The sequence below is a fragment of the Rhodanobacter panaciterrae genome, from assembly GCF_014651895.1.
Lineage (GTDB): Bacteria > Pseudomonadota > Gammaproteobacteria > Xanthomonadales > Rhodanobacteraceae > Rhodanobacter > Rhodanobacter panaciterrae.
Genome location: NZ_BMXT01000003.1, coordinates 21994 through 37695 on the forward strand (window position 1 = coordinate 21994; position 15702 = coordinate 37695).

Here is a 15702-nt window from a genome sequence, read left to right on the forward strand (position 1 = left end):
ATCAAAACCTATCGGGTGCCGCTCATGCGGCGCGAATCCCAGGAAAACTTGCCATGTCCAGCACCACTTTGAATCCGTCCGAGATCAGCGAACTGATCAAGAACCGCATCGAGCAGTTCAAGCTCGGCGCGGAAGCACGCAACGAAGGCACGATCATCAGCGTGTCCGACGGCATCGTGCGCATCCACGGCCTGGCCGATGTGATGCAGGGCGAAATGATCGAGCTCCCGGGCAACTCGTTTGCGCTGGCGCTGAACCTTGAGCGCGACTCGGTCGGCGCGGTGGTGCTCGGTGAATACCAGCACCTGCGCGAAGGCGATACCGCCAAGACCACCGGCCGCATCCTCGAAGTGCCGGTCGGTCCGGAACTGCTCGGCCGCGTCGTCGACGCGCTGGGCAACCCGATCGACGGCAAGGGCCCGCTGGGCGCCAAGCTCAATGCGGCGATCGAGAAGGTCGCGCCGGGCGTGATCTGGCGCAAGTCGGTCGACCAGCCGCTGCAGACCGGCTACAAGTCGGTCGACGCGATGATCCCGGTTGGCCGCGGCCAGCGCGAGCTGATCATCGGCGACCGCCAGACCGGCAAGACCGCGCTGGCGATCGACGCGATCATCGCGCAGAAGGATTCCGGCATTAAGTGCATCTACGTCGCGATCGGCCAGAAGCGTTCGTCGGTGGCCAACGTGGTGCGCAAGCTCGAAGCGAACGGCGCACTGGCCAACACCATCGTCGTGGTCGCCTCGGCGTCCGAGTCGGCCGCGCTGCAGTACGTCGCGCCGTATTCCGGTTGCGCGATGGGCGAGTACTTCCGCGATCGCGGCGAAGACGCGCTGATCGTGTATGACGATCTGTCCAAGCAGGCCGTGGCCTATCGCCAGATCTCGCTGCTGCTGAAGCGCCCGCCGGGCCGTGAAGCCTATCCGGGCGACGTGTTCTATCTCCACAGCCGTCTGCTCGAGCGCGCATCGCGCGTGTCCGAGGAATACGTCGAGAAGTTCACCAACGGCGCCGTGAAGGGCAAGACCGGCTCGCTGACCGCGCTGCCGATCATCGAGACCCAGGGCGGCGACGTGTCGGCGTTCGTGCCGACCAACGTGATCTCGATCACCGACGGCCAGATCTTCCTGGAAACCGACCTGTTCAACGCCGGTATCCGTCCGGCCGTGAACGCCGGTATCTCGGTGTCCCGCGTCGGCGGTGCTGCGCAGACCAAGATCGTCAAGAAGCTGTCCGGCGGCGTGAAGCTGGCACTGGCGCAGTTCCGTGAGCTGGCCGCGTTCGCACAGTTCGCTTCGGATCTGGACCCGGCCACCCGCGCCCAGCTCGACCGTGGTCAGCGCGTTACGGAACTGATGAAGCAGGCGCAGTACTCGCCGCTGTCGATCGCCGAGCTGGCGCTGTCGGTGTATGCCGCCGAGAAGGGCTACCTCGACGACCTGCCGGTTAACAAGGTGCTGCCGTTCGAGAAGGGTCTGCACGCGTTCATGCACCAGAACCATGCCGAGCTGATGAACAAGATCGTGGCCACCGGCGACTGGAACAACGACATCGAAGCCACCTTCAAGGCCTCGCTGGACGAGTACAAGAAAACCGGTAGCTGGTAAGTCGGTAGTAGTGAATCGGAAGGGCGGACAGCGTTCTCCCTTCCCACCAGCGAGCATAACGAGCGGATAAAGCATGGCCAGCGGACGCGAAATCAAAACCAAGATCAAGAGCACGCAGAACATGCGCAAGGTCACGCGCGCGCTCGAAATGGTCTCTGCGGCAAAGATTCGTCGCGCGCAGGACATGATGAAGGCCTCGCGTCCGTATGCCCGCTCGATGCGCAAGGTGATCGCGCACGTGGCCCAGGCCAGCACCGATTTCAGCCATCCGTTCCTGACCCAGCGCGAGAAAGTGGCGCGGGTCGGCTACATCGTGGTGTCGACTGATCGCGGCCTGTGCGGCGGCCTCAACTCCAACCTGTTCCGTCGCCTGTTGCCGGCGATCGCCGAGTGGCAGCAGCAGGGCGTGCAGGTCGACGTGGTGGCGATCGGCCAGAAGGCGATCTCGTTCTTCCGCCGACTGAAAGGTGTCAACCTGATCGGCAGCGTCAGCCATCTCGGCGAGAGGCCGAAGCTGGAGCAGCTGGTCGGCGTGATCAAGGTGATGATGGATGCCTATACGTCCAACGGTCTGGATCGCGTGTTCCTCGCCTACAACGACTTCGTCAACACCATGACGCAGAAGCCGACCATCGACGCACTGTTGCCGCTGCCGCTGGTGGCGTCGGAAATGGAGGCGCACCAGGCCGCCGGCGAGTCGGCTTATGCCGGCGTCAAGCTGGAAGCGAGCCACGACTGGGACTACATCTACGAGCCCGATGCACAGACCGTGCTGGAGCACGTGCTGGGTCGCTACATCGAGTCGGTGGTGTACCAGGCGTCGCTGGAGAATCTGGCCAGCGAGCATGCTGCGCGGATGGTGGCGATGAAGAGCGCGTCGGACAACGCGAACAAGGTGATCGGTGAACTGACGCTCGTCTACAACAAGGCGCGTCAGGCCGCGATCACCCAGGAAATCTCGGAAATCGTCGGCGGCGCCGCGGCGGTTTAAGCAGTACCCAACCTATTATTCATGGCGACGCGTGAGCGGCGCCGACACAGACACTAAAAGATCCATCCGGAGCATTCCATGAGCCAGGGTAAAGTTGTTCAGATCATCGGCGCGGTCATCGACGTCGAATTTCCGCGCGATCAGGTACCGCAGGTGTACGACGCACTGAAGATCGACGGCACCGAGATCACGCTGGAAGTGCAGCAGGTGCTGGGCGACGGCATCGTGCGTACGATTGCGCTCGGTTCCACCGACGGCCTGCGCCGCAACCTGATCGCCCGCAACACCGGCGAAGGCATCAAGGTGCCGGTCGGCAAGGCCACGCTCGGTCGCATCATGGACGTGCTCGGCAACCCGATCGACGAAGCCGGCCCGATCGGCGAGCAGGATCAGTGGGTGATCCATCGCGAGGCGCCGAGCTACGACGACCAGGCGGCCGCGAACGACCTGCTGGAAACCGGTATCAAGGTGATCGACCTGATGTGCCCGTTCGCCAAGGGCGGCAAGGTCGGCCTGTTCGGCGGCGCCGGCGTGGGCAAGACCGTCAACATGATGGAATTGATCAACAACATCGCCAAGGCACACGAAGGTCTGTCCGTGTTCGCTGGCGTGGGCGAGCGTACCCGCGAGGGCAACGACTTCTACCACGAGATGAAAGACTCCAACGTGCTCGACAAGGTCGCGATGGTGTACGGCCAGATGAACGAGCCGCCGGGCAACCGTCTGCGCGTGGCGCTGACCGGCCTGACCATGGCCGAGTACTTCCGCGACGAGAAGGACGCTTCCGGCAAGGGCCGTGACGTGCTGTTCTTCGTCGACAACATCTACCGCTACACGCTGGCCGGTACCGAAGTGTCCGCGCTGCTCGGCCGTATGCCGTCGGCGGTGGGTTACCAGCCGACGCTGGCCGAGGAAATGGGCGTGCTGCAGGAGCGCATCACCTCGACCAAGACCGGCTCGATCACCTCGATCCAGGCTGTGTACGTTCCCGCGGATGACCTTACCGATCCGTCGCCGGCCACCACCTTCGCCCATTTGGACGCGACCGTGGTGCTGAGCCGCAACATCGCTTCGCTGGGTATCTATCCGGCGGTGGATCCGCTGGATTCCACCAGCCGTCAGCTGGACCCGAACGTGATCGGCGTCGAGCACTACGACGTTGCCCGCCGCGTGCAGGGTACGCTGCAGCGCTACAAGGAGCTGAAGGACATCATCGCGATTCTCGGCATGGACGAGCTGTCCGAAGAAGACAAGCAGGCCGTGTCGCGCGCGCGCAAGATCGAGCGCTTCTTCTCGCAGCCGTTCCACGTGGCCGAAGTGTTCACCGGCTCGCCGGGCAAGTACGTGCCGCTGAAGGAAACCATCCGCGGCTTCAAGATGATCGTCGACGGCGATGTCGACCATCTGCCGGAGCAGGCGTTCTACATGGTCGGCAGCATCGACGAGGCGGTCAAGAAGGCCGAAGACATGGGCGCCAAGAAGGCTGCCTGATCCTCGAGGGCGGACCTTCAGTCCGCCCTGTGTCTTACGCATTCGGAATCTGAGTCATGACCACCCAAACCATACGCGTCGACATCGTCAGTGCCGAGGCCGAGATCTATCACGGCGACGCCGTGATGGTGGTCGCTACCGGCGAACTGGGCGAGCTGGGCATCACGCCCCGCCACGCCCCGCTGATCACCCGCCTCAAGCCGGGCCACGTCGACGTGGTGCTGGCCGGTGGTGAGCGCCAGCAGTTCTGGGTGTCCGGCGGCATCCTGGAAGTGCAGCCGCAGGTGATCACCGTGCTGGCCGACACCGCCGCACGCGCGTCCGATCTGGACGAGGCGTCCGCGCAGCGCGCCAAGAAGGAAGCCGAAGACGCGCTGGCCCACCGCACCGACGCGGTGGACATTGCCGAAGCCCAGGCCAAGCTGGTCGAGGCGATGACCCAGCTGCAGGCGCTGGAGCGTCTGCGCAAGAACCTCAAACATTAATTTGTGCGCTCGTCCTTGAGCGCAAAACCAGAATCAAAAAGCGGCCATCCGTGGCCGCACTTTCAATAAGATCGGTCGCTTCGCTGACGACTAGCAATAATGAACGGACGCCGGCCTTGTGCCGGCGTTTTTGCGTGGGCACGATGTCGACTGGCCGATTGAAGGGCGACGCGCATGGCACGCGGGGCAGTTCCATGGCGGTGCGCAGGTTGCATGCTGCTGCTGTTGCTGGCTGGTTGCGCCAGTTCACCGCGCATCGCGCCGCCGTCGCGGGGCGACGCTTCGTGGCGGATGCCGCCACCGCCGGGTACGACGCGCTATCACCTGGCGCTGGGTGCTGTTTCCATGGGTGCCACACTCGTGAAGCCGGTGACGCCGCGCTATCCGGCCAGCCAACTCGCCGCCTGTTCCCCATCGCAGGAGGTGGATGCACAGCTGGTCGTGGACAGGACCGGCAGGGTCAGCGACGTGCGCGGGATCGTGATAGACGAGGCCCCGCCGCCCTGGCAACAGTTCTTTGCCGCCGTGCGCGCCGCAGCCCTGCAATGGCGTTTCACTCCACTGCAGATCGAACACTGGGCTGCCGACGCCAACGGTGACACCCACCAGGTGGACAGCGAGACCAGCCCGTTTCGCCAGGTCTACGTGTTCCGCTTCGAGTGCCACGCCGGCCAACCCTCCGTCGCCATGGAACCCTCCGGGGCAGCGTATCCGTAGCGGCTGCGAGTCATCCACGCCGCGCGCACATGCCGGTATCTACAATCCGCTGACTTGCGCCGCGGATCGACCTCATGAAGCCTCATCACCGCCGACATCTTGGTCGGCTGCTGGTCGTCATCCTGCTGCTGGTGATCGCACGCGCGCTGCTGCCCTACGCGGTGCGGCACTATCTCAACGTCCGCATGGACCGGATGGGTGACTACCACGGCCAGATCGCGGATATCGACCTGCATCTCTGGCGCGGTGCCTACACCATCAATGAGCTGCGTATCGTCAAGACGACCGGCACGCTGCCGGCGCCTCTGCTGGATACCCGGCGTGCCGATATCGAGCTCAGCTGGTTCGCGCTGAGCCATGGTGTGTTTCGTGGCAAGGTGAGTTTCAGCGCACCCACGATCAATTTTGTCAAAGGCCATGGCGACAGCGACAGCCAGACCGGCAAGGGCGTGGACTGGCGCGCCCAGCTCAAGCTGCTGGCGCCGATGCGACTGGATGAGATCAACGTCAGCGATGGCACGGTGACTTTCCAGAGTTTCGTGTTGAACCCACGCGTCGATCTGAAGATGACCGACGTCAACGGCACCCTCACCAACCTCACCAACATCCAGCGGCGCCATGGCAATCGCGTGGCCGAGTTGCATGCCACCGCGACGGTCCTTGGCGACGCGCCGTTCGAGACCCAGGCCAGCTTCGATCCGCTGAATCACTTCGGCGATTTTTCCTACCAGCTGCATGCCTCGAACATCCAGCTGGTCAAGGCCAACGATCTCGCCCGTGCCTATGCCGGGCTGGATTTCGCCGGCGGCAGCGGCGACTTCACGATGGAGCTGGAAGCCAGGAACGGCCAGCTGGACGGCTATGCCAAGCCGATTTTCCATGACCTGAAGATCTTCAGCTGGAAGCAGGATGTGGTGCAGGACAAGAAGGGGCCGGTCAAGCTGGCCTATGAGGCGCTGGCCCAGGGCGTGGTCTCGTTGTTCGAGAGCCATGCGACCGAGCAGTTTGCCACCCGCGTGCCGATCAGCGGACGCATCGATGACAAGCAGCTGGACACGTCCCAGGCGATCCTCGGCGTGCTGCACAATGCCTTCGTCAAGGCATACATCCCGCACCTGAAGGAGCTGAAGCCCGCGGACGAAACCACCACGCACTGAATCGTGATCCGTGAAAACTCGATGTATCCTGCGCGTACACTGATTCCCGATGCCGTGGTGCCCACATGGAAACTCCAGCCTTGCACGTGATCATCCTTGCTGCCGGTGAAGGCAAGCGGATGAAGTCGAAACGCGCGAAGGTGCTGATGCCGCTGGCGGGCCGACCGCTGCTGGGGCATGTCCTCGCCGCGGCGCGCGCACTGCAGCCGGCGGCCATCCATATCGTGCATGGCCACTGCGGCGAGCAGGTGCAGGAGGCGTTTGCCGACCAGCCCGACCTGCGCTGGGTGCGGCAGGCCGAGCAACTGGGCACCGGCCATGCGGTGGAGCAGGCGCTCGGCGGCGTGCCCAGGGAGGCGCGTGTGCTGGTGCTGTACGGCGACGTGCCGCTGACCCGGAGCGAGACCTTGCAGCAACTGGTGCAGGCCGAAGGTGGTTTCAGCCTGCTCACCACCCGGCTCGCCGATCCGCAGGGCTACGGCCGGGTGCTGTGCGACGGCAACGGCAAGGTGCGCGCGGTGGTCGAGGAGAAGGACGCCGACGCCAATCAGCGCGCCGTCAAGCTGGTCAACACCGGCATCCTGGTCGCCGACGCGATCGTGCTGCGCGGCTGGATCAAGCGGCTTGATCGGAACAACGCGCAAGGCGAGTACTACCTCACCGACATCTTCGGCATGGCGGCCGAAGAAGGCCGTGGTGCGCTCAGCGTCGAATGCACCGATCCGGTGGAGGCCGCCGGCGCCAATAATCCGCTGCAATTGACCGAGCTGGAAGCAGCCTATCGTCAACGTGCCACCCATGCGCTACTGGCCGACGGCGTGCGACTGGCCGATCCCGCACGCATCGATGTGCGCGGTACGGTCGCGGCCGGCCGTGACGTCGAGCTCGATATCGACGTAATCCTGGAAGGTCATGTGGTGCTCGGCGACGACGTACGCATCGGCGCCTTCACCCGTCTGAAAAACGTGCAGCTGGCGGTCGGTACCGTCGTGCAATCGCACTGCGATCTCGAAGGCGTGGTCACCCACGGCCCCTGCACGATCGGTCCGTTCGCGCGGCTGCGTCCGGGCACCGAACTGGATGCCGGCGTGCACGTGGGCAACTTCGTCGAAATCAAGAAGACCCACCTGGGTGAAGGCAGCAAGGCCAATCACCTGAGCTATCTGGGCGATGCCGAGATCGGCCGCGGCGTCAACGTCGGCGCCGGCACGATCACCTGCAACTACGACGGCGTGAACAAGTTCGTGACCCACATCGGCGATGGTGCCTTCATCGGTTCCAACAGCGCGCTGGTGGCACCGGTGACGATCGGCGCACAGGCCACCATCGGCGCCGGTTCGGTGATCACACATGACGCGCCGGAAGGTGAGTTGACCGTGGCGCGTGGCCGGCAGCAAACCTTTCCGGGCTGGAAGCGGCCGCTGAAGGCGCCGAAGTAAGTCGACCACTGCCATCATGTGATCCACGCGGACGTGTCGTTCGCGCACAGGAGGCTACATGGCGCAGGTCTGGTTTGTTCCGTTCGGCTGGGTGCATCGGCCAGTGACCCTGGCCGGCTGGCTGATCACGCTGGCTGCCGTGGCCTACATGCTGCAACTGTTTCTGGCGATGGCAGCGCATGCGCATTCAATCACCGACATGTTGTACGCGATCTATCTGCATTGGGGCGTCACCTTCCTTGGCTGGGAGTGGGTTGCACGCCGTGCCGGTCGTGGCACATCCGGTCAGGCGTAGCGCCAGCCATCGATCTCCACCAGCAGCTCACTGCGGCAGATGTCGCCATGCAGCAGCAGCACCGGTACGCCGGGCAGCCGGCGCTTGAGGAAATCGCGCACGTGCTGGGCGTCGGTGCTGTGGCGCACATAGGCTTTCAGCGGCGAGTGGGTATCGAAGCCGGCGGCCATGTCGGCGCTGGCCAGCACGGCTTCGAGGTTGGTCAGGGTTTCGTCGAGCTGGGCGTCCAGATCGTCGTGGTGCGCCGAGGCATGCCCGACCACCGCGGCGGTGCCGGAGATCGCCAGTGCATCGAGCGCCGGTAGCAGCATCGCGCGGGCGAAGCTCGGCGGTGTGCGGCCATACTGGCGCGGGTAACGCCAAGCGCTGACCTGGCGCGGATTTTCCACCCGCGAGCCGCCCTGGTCGCAGGCCAGCAGGTAGACCTGCAGGCGGTGCGGGTCGCCGTGGTGGCCGATCGCGGTAGCGGCAGGAAAGCCTTCGACGAAGAAGTCGCCCATGCCGGCGGCGCGGCCGTCGCAGAAATGCTTGTAGCGTTCGGCGTCACCTTCACCATGATTGATCGCGCCGAGATAGTTCCACACGCGCAGCACATGCTGCGCGCCGCGGGCCGCCACGAAGTGGTGCAGTTGCTCGTAGGCCAGCTTCGCTGTGGAGGCGGCGTCCCCGTGTTCACGTTCATCCAGCTCGATCGCGGCGAACAGCCAGCCGCCACCGGACGACCAGTGCAATGCACCGTCGCGGCCACAACTGACCGGCGCATCGACCTGCCACAGCTCCAGCGGCGCGGGTGCGTCGAAGCCTTCCAGCGCGACTTGCAGGTAGCGCGGATCGGCGCTTGCCGGTGCGTCTGCGGCGAAACCGAACAAGGCCAGCGTGCCGGGTTCGTCCAGCGTGCTGGCGACCTCGGCGTAGCGGTAGGACACCCGCGGCGCGCGGCGCGGCAGCGGGTCAATCAGTGGGTTTTCACATCCCTGAACCATGGAGTACAACCGGGAACGACAAGGGCGCTATGTTACACTCCGCGCCCAGTGCCACCGGGGGGAGGCAATGCAACAGACGTACGGAATCGAGCATGGCGGAACAGACAGCGGCACAGCACGAATTGGCCACGTTGATCGTGACCTGCCTGAATCTCGAGAGCGTGACGCCGGAGCAGATCGACCCCGAGGCCCCGCTGTTCGGCGGCGAGCTGGGGCTGGATTCCATCGATGCGCTGGAGATCGCGCTGGCCGTGTCCAAGCGCTACGGTTTCCAGTTGCGCTCGGACAACCCGGACAACAAGCAGATCTTCACCAGCCTGCGCAGCTTGTCGGCGCATGTCGAGCTGAACCGCGTCGGCTGAGGCCGGCGCTCACACACACTGTCAACGCCGTGGTCGTCACGCCGCATTCCGTCGTCAGTGGCAAGCTTCCGGTTTCGACGGAGCCATCGCGGAACCCGGCATGAGGTCTGTTTCTCCTTCGCTTGAAAGCACGCCGCGGCGCTATGCGCTGCTGTTGCTGCCGGCGTACCCGTTGCTGGCGATTGCCGGGGCGGTGACGCATCGGCAGGTGTTCCCGTTGCTGGCGCTGGCCTTGTTGCTGACCGTGCTGATGTTGCCGCGCCTGCTCACCTTTCGCGTGGCAGCGTGGCTGGTCTGGTTGGGCGTGCTCGCCGCGCTGCTGCTGCTGTCGCTGTACGGCTTTGCCGGTTTGCTGCTGGAAGCCGTGCCGGTGCTGATCAACGCGTTGCTGGCGTGCTGGTTTGGCCGCACGCTGGGCACGGCCGAGCCGCTGGTGGCGCGCTTCATCGTGGCGATTGAGGGCGCCGAGCGCTTGCAGCAGGCGGGTGTGGCCGATTACGCGCGCCAGGTCACCTGGTTCTGGACGTTGCTGCTGGGCGCGCAGGCACTCCTGTTGAGCGTGTTGCTGCTGTGCGCCGAACATAGCGGTTTGTTGGTGCGCTTCGGTATCACCTCGCCCTTGCAGGTACCCGAACGCTGGGCAGCGACGTGGCTGCATCTGGGTTGTTATGTATTGCTGGCGGCCGCGTTCCTGCTCGAATACGGCTATCGCCGCTGGCGGTTGCGCCACCTGAGCCATCCTGGCCTGCACGACATGCTGCTGCAGCTGGCCCTGCACTGGCCGCAGTTGCTGCGCGGCAAGGGCGCGGTGGCGTCATGAGCGGAGCGGGCTTCAATGAAGCGGGTTTCGAACAGACGCTGTGCATCGACGCGAAGCATCCGGCGTTGCCCGGCCATTTTCCGGGCCAGCCGCTGGTGCCGGGCGTGATCCTGCTGGAGCAGCTGGCGCTGGCGCTGCGCGCGTGGCGCGGGCAACGGCTGGCCGGTGTGCTGGAAGCGAAATTCATGGCGCCGTTGTTGCCGGAGCAGACGGCCACGCTGCGTTTGACGGAAGCGGATGCGGAGCGCGCACGATTCCGCTTCGAGATTCGGCGTGACGACATGTTGCTGGCACGCGGCATGATCGAGGGCGCGCCATGAGCGCGAACGAACACTGGCAGAGCCGCCCGGAAGGCGGCGGCCGCTTCGCGATCTGGCTGATCCGCGCGATTGCGCTGTACGGCGGGCGTCGGCTGGGCCGGCTGTGCCTGTATCCGATCACGTTGTACTTCTACCTGCGCCGCGGGCCGGAACGGTTGGCCTCCAAGCAGTACCTGCAGCGTGCGCTCGGCCGGCCGGTCTCGCAGTGGCAGGTGATCAAGCACATCCATTGTTTTGCCGCCACGATCCTGGACCGGATCTTCCTGCTGGCACACGGCGAAAAACCCTTCCAGATCGAGACGCAGGGACTGGAACTGCTCGACGAGCGCATCGCGCAGGGTCGTGGCGTGCTGCTGTTCGGCTCGCATCAGGGCAGCTTCGAGGCACTGCGGGCGATCGGCGCGCGCCGGCCGGAATTGCCGTTGCGGGTGGTGCTGGACAAGCAGAAGACACCGGCGATGACCGAACTGCTGGAAGCGCTGGCGCCGGAGGTGGGCGCCAACGTGATCGACGCGGCGCAGGACGGCACCTCGATCGCGCTGGCGATGGCCGAGGCATGCCAGAGTGGTGCGGTGGTGGCGATGCTGGCCGATCGCGGCCGCGGCCATGAGGTGTTGCGACGTGCCGACCTGCTCGGCTCACCCGCGCCGTTTCCGGTCAGCCCATGGCTGCTTGCGCATGCGCTGCAGGTGCCGGTGGTGCTGTGCTTCGGCCTGTACCTGGGCGGCAACCGTTATCGGCTGATCTTCGAGCCACTGAGCGATCGGGTCGAGATTCCACGGCATAACCGCGGCCCGGCACTGGACGCGATGATTGCCCGCTACGCGCAACGGTTGGAACACTACATCCATGTCGCTCCCTACAACTGGTTCAATTTCTATGATTTCTGGCAAGACGCGCCTGTTGCTGCTGAGCCTGCTGTTGCCGCTGTGGGCGAGCGCGTCGGCGTCTGAGCCGGCCGCGGCATCGTCATCGGCGCAAGCGTTGATTACGGCGCTGGGCCAGCCGGCGCCCGCACATACGGCGTTCGCCGAGGCGCGCTTCCTGCAGGTGCTGGCGCGGCCGCTGGTGGTATCCGGCCAGTTGTCGTGGCTGGGTGGCGATCAGCTGCAGCGGCGTGTCGATCACCCGCAACAGGAAACCGCCACCATCGCCAACGGCGAAGTGACCCAGCAACGTGTCGGCAAGAGCCCGCGCCATTTTTCGCTCAAGCGCGCGCCGCAGCTGCAGGTCCTGCTGGACAGTTTCGTGGCGTTGCTCAGTGGTGACGCCGGCCGCTTGCAGCAGGCGTTCGAGATCAGGCAGACCGGGGATGCCGCCGCGGCGTGGACGCTGACCCTGCTGCCGCGTGACGCAAAGGTGGCCAAGACCGTCGCCAGCATCACCATCGACGGCTACGCGAAGGAGTCGCGCTGCATGCACATGCAGGAAGCCGACGGCGATCTGGCGATCGACCTGCTCGGCGCACTGGCGGCGAAGATGCCGGCGCAGCCCACCCGCGAGGCGCTGCAGGCGCTGTGCCAGGGCACGCCCTGAGCATGCGCCGGGGCGCCCGCGCGACGCTGCTGATCGCCTGGCTGCTGGTCCTGGCCGGGCTCGGCTGGATGGTCAGCCAGCGCCTGAAGATCAGCACCGACCTGCGCAGCTTCATGCCGGCGCCGACCACGCCGGATCAGCGCCTGTTGATGGAGCAGGTCGGCGACGGGCCCGGTTCGCGCCTGCTGCTGCTATCGATCAGTGGCCAGTCCGACGCGCAATTGGCCGCGCTGAGTCAGGGCCTCGCTACGGCGCTGAAAAACGACAAGCGCTACAGCCAGATCCTCAACGGCAGTTTTGATTTGGGCGCGCTGGATGCCAGCCTGCTGCCGTATCGCTACCTGCTGTCGCCGACGCTGGATACGCAGCCGCTGGACGAGGCGTATCTGGCCGATCAGCTGCAGCAGCGGTTGGATGATCTGTCCTCGCCGGCGGCGAGCCTGCTGAAGGGTCTGCTGCCGCGCGATCCCACGCTGGAAGTGCTCAAGCTGGCCGAGTTGTGGGCGCCGGCGAAGTCGCCGGAAGTGCGTGAAGGCGTGTGGTTCTCGCCGCAGAACGAAGCCTTGCTGCTGGTGCAGACGGTCGCCGCGGGTTTCGATCCGGGCGCACAGCAGCGGGCGATCGACGGCATCCAGCAGGCATTCCACGCGTTGCCCGGCAGCGCCGGCGCGAAACTCGAGCTGAGCGGGCCGGGTTATTTCAGCGTGGTCGTCGGCGCACAGACGCGGCATCAGGCCGACTGGATCGGGCGCATCTCCACCGTGGGTTTCATCGCGCTGCTGCTGCTGGCGTACCGCAGCTTCAGTTCGCTGCTGCTGTCGGCGCTGCCGATTGCCAGTGCCGCGCTGGCCGGCATCGCCGCGCTGACCGTGGCGTTTTCCGAAGTGCACGGCATCACCTTGGCGTTTGGCTTCACCCTGCTCGGCGTGGCGCAGGAGTACCCGATCCGCGTGCTCAGCCATCGCCGCGCCGGCGAGGATGCGGTGCAGAGCGTGCGCGCGTTGTGGCCGCTGTTGCTCACCGCGATCGCTTCGGCATGCATTGCCTATCTGGCGTTCTACGCGTCGGGTGTGAATGGCTTAAAGCAGCTGGCGGTGTTCACCATCGTCGGCCTGCTGGTGGCGGGCTTCAGCACCCGCTACCTGCTGTCGCATCTGTTGCCGGTGCGTGTGCGCGACGTGGCCGACATGCGCTGGTTGGCGAAGGCGCGCGCGTTCGTCGACCGCCTGCCGCGGCCGCGCTGGATTCCCCTCGTGGTGGCGCTGGCGATCGTGCTGATGCTGGCCTTCGCGCGTGGCTCGTTCTGGCAGAACAACCTTGCCGCGTTGACGCCGTTGCCGCAGGACATGCTGCAGCACGACGCGCGTCTGCGCGAGGCGCTCGGCGCACCGGACGTGCGCTACCTGCTGGTGCTGCAGGCTTCGAGCGAGCAAGGCGTGCTGGCGTTGTCGGAACAATTGCAGTCGCAGGTGGATGCACTGGTGGCGAAGCATGCGGTCGACGCGCTGGAACTGCCATCGCGCTACCTGCCGACGGTGGCCTTGCAGCAGGCACGACAGCAGAAGCTGCCGGATCGCGCCACGCTGCAGCAGTCCCTGCACGAAGCGCTGCAGGGCCTGCCGTTCCGCCCCGATCTGTTCCAGTCGTTCCTCGACGACGTGCAGGCGGCGCGTGCGCTGCCACCACTGACACCCGAGCGTTACGCACAGACGCCGCTTGGCCAGCGGCTCGCCGCGATGCTGGTGCAGCGCGACGGGCACTGGCTGGGACTGGGCACGATCAGCGGCGTGCACGACGTGGCCGCATTGCAGGCACTCGGTGAAAACTCCCACGGCACGGTTCGCCTGCTCGACCTGAAGGCAGCGAGCGAATCGCTGGTGGTCGATTACCGCACGCGCATCCTGCAGGCCTTGCTGATCGCTGCGGTCTTGTTGGTGCTTACCATCACGATCTCGCTGCGAAGCCTTCGTCGTGCCTGGCACGTGCTGGCGCCGATGACGCTGGCGACGTTCCTGGTGCTGGCGGTCGAGCGCGTGGCCGGCGTCGAGATCTCGCTGTTCCACCTGGTCGCCCTGATTCTTGCCGGCGGCCTCGGCCTGCACTACGCGTTGTTCTTCGAACGCGATACCGGCGATCCGGCCGAGCAACGGCGCACCCTGCACGCGACCATCGTCTGCGTGCTGTCCGCGCTGCTGGTGTTCGGCATGCTGGCGTGGGCCACGATTCCGGTGCTTCGTGCGATCGGGCTTACCGTGAGCCTCGGCGTGGCGTTCCACTTCTGCCTGTCGATCTTGATGGCGCCGCATGCTTCCGAAGACTGACTGGGCGTCATTGATCCCGCACGCCGGCACGATGTGCCTGCTGGATGCGGTGCAGGCGTGGGATGCCAGCACAATCCATGCGGTCAGCGCCGGACATGCGCGCATCGAGAATCCGCTGCGTGAAAGCCAGGGCCTGCACGCAGTGCACCTGGCCGAGTACGGCGCACAGGCGATGGCGGTGCACGGTGCTTTGCTGGCGCGTTCGCGCGGCATCGAGGAAGTGCGTCCCGGCCGGCTGGTCAGCCTGCGCGACGTGCAGTTGTTCGAGGAATACGTCGATCGGCTGGACGGCCATCTGGACGTCCATGCCGAATGCCTGTACGCCGACGACGGCGGCGCGCAGTATGCATTCCGCGTCGAGCATCGCGGCCGGCTGCTCGCCAGCGGCCGTGCTGCCGTCATCCATCCTGCCATCTGAGCATCGAGCGAGTGTCGCCATGTCAGAAATCATGAGTTCACGTCGCGCACTCGTCACCGGCGGCAGCGGCGAACTGGGTGGTGCGATCTGCCACGCGCTCGCCGGCGCCGGCTGGCAGGTGATCGTGCATGGTCACCAGAGCCTGGCCCGGGCCGAGGAAACCGCGGCGGCGATCCGCGCGGCCAGTGGCAGCGCGCAGGCGATCGCGTTCGACGTCACCGATGCCGAAGTGACCCGTGCGGCACTGGATGTGCTGCTGAGCGAAGGGCCGATCCACGCGCTGATCAACAACGCCGGCGTGCACGACGACGCGCCGATGGCCGGGATGAGCGAGGAGCAATGGCACCGGGTGATCGATGTCTCGTTGCACGGCTTCTTCCACGTCACCCAGCCGTTGCTGCTGCCGATGGCGCGCGCGCGTTTCGGCCGCATCGTGTCGGTCAGTTCGGTAGCGGCGCAGCTGGGCAATCGCGGGCAGACCAATTACGCGGCGGCGAAGGCGGCGCTGCACGGCGCCAGCAAGTCGCTGGCGCGCGAAATGGCCTCGCGCGGCATCACCGTCAACGTGGTCGCGCCCGGCGTGATCGAGGGGCGCATGGCCGACGCGGCGTTTCCGCCGGAACGCATCCGCGAGGTGGTGCCGGCGCAGCGCGCCGGCAAGCCGGAAGAGGTTGCCGCGCTGGTCGCGTTCCTGTGTTCGGAGGCTGCCGGCTACATCAACGGCCAGGTGATCGGCGTCAACGGCGGCATGGGCTGACATCCC

General features: G+C 65.7%; 18 protein-coding genes. 16 read left to right on the plus strand and 2 right to left on the minus strand.

Translation table 11 applies throughout. The annotated features are described in order from the left end of the window. The first annotated feature begins 53 nt into the window (after positions 1-53). The 4 genes from atpA to IE071_RS13590 all read left to right on the plus strand — a co-directional run bounded on the left by atpA (position 54) and on the right by IE071_RS13590 (position 4571). Entirely contained in the window at positions 54-1604 is a 1551-nt protein-coding gene (gene atpA / locus IE071_RS13575; RefSeq protein ID WP_189441903.1) for a F0F1 ATP synthase subunit alpha, read from the plus strand. A gap of 73 nt (positions 1605-1677) precedes the next feature. Continuing rightward, positions 1678-2595: a F0F1 ATP synthase subunit gamma gene (gene atpG / locus IE071_RS13580; protein ID WP_189441906.1), complete on the plus strand. Its 918-nt coding sequence runs from the start codon at positions 1678-1680 to the stop codon at positions 2593-2595. Positions 2596-2673: 78 nt separating this feature from the next. Continuing rightward, positions 2674-4086 carry a F0F1 ATP synthase subunit beta gene (atpD, locus tag IE071_RS13585; protein WP_189441908.1) on the plus strand — a complete coding sequence of 471 codons (1413 nt, stop codon included), beginning with the start codon at positions 2674-2676 and terminating at the stop codon, positions 4084-4086. A gap of 56 nt (positions 4087-4142) precedes the next feature. Continuing rightward, positions 4143-4571: a F0F1 ATP synthase subunit epsilon gene (locus IE071_RS13590; RefSeq protein ID WP_077444773.1), complete on the plus strand. Its 429-nt coding sequence runs from the start codon at positions 4143-4145 to the stop codon at positions 4569-4571. Here the strand turns inward: IE071_RS13590 and IE071_RS13595 are convergent. After that, a complete protein-coding gene (locus IE071_RS13595) occupies positions 4561-4767 on the minus strand; it encodes a hypothetical protein (protein WP_189441910.1) in 207 nt (68 codons plus the stop codon). The two genes, IE071_RS13590 and IE071_RS13595, sit on opposite strands and share 11 nt — an antisense overlap. Before the next feature lie 17 nt (positions 4768-4784). Between IE071_RS13595 and IE071_RS13600 the strand changes: the two genes are divergently transcribed. The 4 genes from IE071_RS13600 to IE071_RS13615 all read left to right on the plus strand — a co-directional run bounded on the left by IE071_RS13600 (position 4785) and on the right by IE071_RS13615 (position 8179). Continuing rightward, positions 4785-5288 carry an energy transducer TonB gene (locus IE071_RS13600; protein WP_189441911.1) on the plus strand — a complete coding sequence of 168 codons (504 nt, stop codon included), beginning with the start codon at positions 4785-4787 and terminating at the stop codon, positions 5286-5288. 74 nt (positions 5289-5362) lie between these two features. Continuing rightward, positions 5363-6445 (plus strand): DUF748 domain-containing protein, encoded by a 1083-nt coding sequence (locus IE071_RS13605; protein WP_189441913.1) that lies wholly within the window; start codon positions 5363-5365, stop codon positions 6443-6445. A gap of 65 nt (positions 6446-6510) precedes the next feature. After that, on the plus strand, positions 6511-7884 hold the full coding sequence (gene glmU / locus IE071_RS13610; protein ID WP_189441915.1) for a bifunctional UDP-N-acetylglucosamine diphosphorylase/glucosamine-1-phosphate N-acetyltransferase GlmU: 1374 nt from the start codon (positions 6511-6513) through the stop codon (positions 7882-7884). A 58-nt stretch (positions 7885-7942) separates the two neighbouring features. Next, a complete protein-coding gene (locus IE071_RS13615) occupies positions 7943-8179 on the plus strand; it encodes a hypothetical protein (protein ID WP_189441917.1) in 237 nt (78 codons plus the stop codon). On the opposite strand, the gene IE071_RS13620 is transcribed toward IE071_RS13615, so the two are convergent. Further along, positions 8170-9162 carry a chorismate transformation FkbO/Hyg5 family protein gene (locus IE071_RS13620; protein WP_189441919.1) on the minus strand — a complete coding sequence of 331 codons (993 nt, stop codon included), beginning with the start codon at positions 9160-9162 and terminating at the stop codon, positions 8170-8172. The two genes, IE071_RS13615 and IE071_RS13620, sit on opposite strands and share 10 nt — an antisense overlap. A gap of 92 nt (positions 9163-9254) precedes the next feature. On the opposite strand from IE071_RS13620, the gene IE071_RS13625 reads away from it, so the two are divergent. The 8 genes from IE071_RS13625 to fabG all read left to right on the plus strand — a co-directional run bounded on the left by IE071_RS13625 (position 9255) and on the right by fabG (position 15696). After that, complete coding sequence (locus tag IE071_RS13625) at positions 9255-9524, plus strand: phosphopantetheine-binding protein (RefSeq protein WP_189441920.1); 270 nt, start codon at positions 9255-9257, stop codon at positions 9522-9524. A 100-nt stretch (positions 9525-9624) separates the two neighbouring features. Next, complete coding sequence (locus IE071_RS13630; protein ID WP_189441922.1) at positions 9625-10344, plus strand: COG4648 family protein; 720 nt, start codon at positions 9625-9627, stop codon at positions 10342-10344. Further along, positions 10341-10664 (plus strand): ApeI family dehydratase, encoded by a 324-nt coding sequence (locus IE071_RS13635; protein WP_189441924.1) that lies wholly within the window; start codon positions 10341-10343, stop codon positions 10662-10664. The genes IE071_RS13630 and IE071_RS13635 overlap by 4 nt, the downstream gene beginning before the upstream one ends. Beyond that, positions 10661-11617, plus strand: a complete 957-nt coding sequence (locus IE071_RS13640; protein WP_189441925.1) for a lysophospholipid acyltransferase family protein — start codon at positions 10661-10663, stop codon at positions 11615-11617. Before IE071_RS13635 ends, IE071_RS13640 begins: the two co-directional genes overlap by 4 nt. Beyond that, on the plus strand, positions 11544-12200 hold the full coding sequence (locus IE071_RS13645) for a LolA-related protein (protein WP_189441927.1): 657 nt from the start codon (positions 11544-11546) through the stop codon (positions 12198-12200). Before IE071_RS13640 ends, IE071_RS13645 begins: the two co-directional genes overlap by 74 nt. A gap of 2 nt (positions 12201-12202) precedes the next feature. Further along, a complete protein-coding gene (locus IE071_RS13650) occupies positions 12203-14521 on the plus strand; it encodes an MMPL family transporter (protein WP_189441929.1) in 2319 nt (772 codons plus the stop codon). After that, complete coding sequence (locus IE071_RS13655; RefSeq protein ID WP_189441930.1) at positions 14505-14939, plus strand: hotdog family protein; 435 nt, start codon at positions 14505-14507, stop codon at positions 14937-14939. Before IE071_RS13650 ends, IE071_RS13655 begins: the two co-directional genes overlap by 17 nt. 19 nt (positions 14940-14958) lie before the next feature. Further along, a complete protein-coding gene (gene fabG / locus IE071_RS13660) occupies positions 14959-15696 on the plus strand; it encodes a 3-oxoacyl-ACP reductase FabG (protein WP_189441932.1) in 738 nt (245 codons plus the stop codon). Positions 15697-15702 lie beyond the last annotated feature (6 nt).

Excerpts from the sequence above, each read along its gene's own strand:
- atpA (WP_189441903.1), top strand. The coding sequence starts at position 54 with ATGTCCAGCACCACTTTGAATCCGTCCGAGATCAGCGAACTGATCAAG.
- atpG (WP_189441906.1), top strand. The coding sequence starts at position 1,678 with ATGGCCAGCGGACGCGAAATCAAAACCAAGATCAAGAGCACGCAGAAC.
- atpD (WP_189441908.1), top strand. The coding sequence starts at position 2,674 with ATGAGCCAGGGTAAAGTTGTTCAGATCATCGGCGCGGTCATCGACGTC.
- IE071_RS13590 (WP_077444773.1), top strand. The coding sequence starts at position 4,143 with ATGACCACCCAAACCATACGCGTCGACATCGTCAGTGCCGAGGCCGAG.
- IE071_RS13595 (WP_189441910.1), bottom strand. The coding sequence starts at position 4,767 with ATGGAACTGCCCCGCGTGCCATGCGCGTCGCCCTTCAATCGGCCAGTC.
- IE071_RS13600 (WP_189441911.1), top strand. The coding sequence starts at position 4,785 with ATGCTGCTGCTGTTGCTGGCTGGTTGCGCCAGTTCACCGCGCATCGCG.
- IE071_RS13605 (WP_189441913.1), top strand. The coding sequence starts at position 5,363 with ATGAAGCCTCATCACCGCCGACATCTTGGTCGGCTGCTGGTCGTCATC.
- glmU (WP_189441915.1), top strand. The coding sequence starts at position 6,511 with ATGGAAACTCCAGCCTTGCACGTGATCATCCTTGCTGCCGGTGAAGGC.
- IE071_RS13615 (WP_189441917.1), top strand. The coding sequence starts at position 7,943 with ATGGCGCAGGTCTGGTTTGTTCCGTTCGGCTGGGTGCATCGGCCAGTG.
- IE071_RS13620 (WP_189441919.1), bottom strand. The coding sequence starts at position 9,162 with ATGGTTCAGGGATGTGAAAACCCACTGATTGACCCGCTGCCGCGCCGC.
- IE071_RS13625 (WP_189441920.1), top strand. The coding sequence starts at position 9,255 with ATGGCGGAACAGACAGCGGCACAGCACGAATTGGCCACGTTGATCGTG.
- IE071_RS13630 (WP_189441922.1), top strand. The coding sequence starts at position 9,625 with ATGAGGTCTGTTTCTCCTTCGCTTGAAAGCACGCCGCGGCGCTATGCG.
- IE071_RS13635 (WP_189441924.1), top strand. The coding sequence starts at position 10,341 with ATGAGCGGAGCGGGCTTCAATGAAGCGGGTTTCGAACAGACGCTGTGC.
- IE071_RS13640 (WP_189441925.1), top strand. The coding sequence starts at position 10,661 with ATGAGCGCGAACGAACACTGGCAGAGCCGCCCGGAAGGCGGCGGCCGC.
- IE071_RS13645 (WP_189441927.1), top strand. The coding sequence starts at position 11,544 with ATGATTTCTGGCAAGACGCGCCTGTTGCTGCTGAGCCTGCTGTTGCCG.
- IE071_RS13650 (WP_189441929.1), top strand. The coding sequence starts at position 12,203 with ATGCGCCGGGGCGCCCGCGCGACGCTGCTGATCGCCTGGCTGCTGGTC.
- IE071_RS13655 (WP_189441930.1), top strand. The coding sequence starts at position 14,505 with ATGCTTCCGAAGACTGACTGGGCGTCATTGATCCCGCACGCCGGCACG.
- fabG (WP_189441932.1), top strand. The coding sequence starts at position 14,959 with ATGTCAGAAATCATGAGTTCACGTCGCGCACTCGTCACCGGCGGCAGC.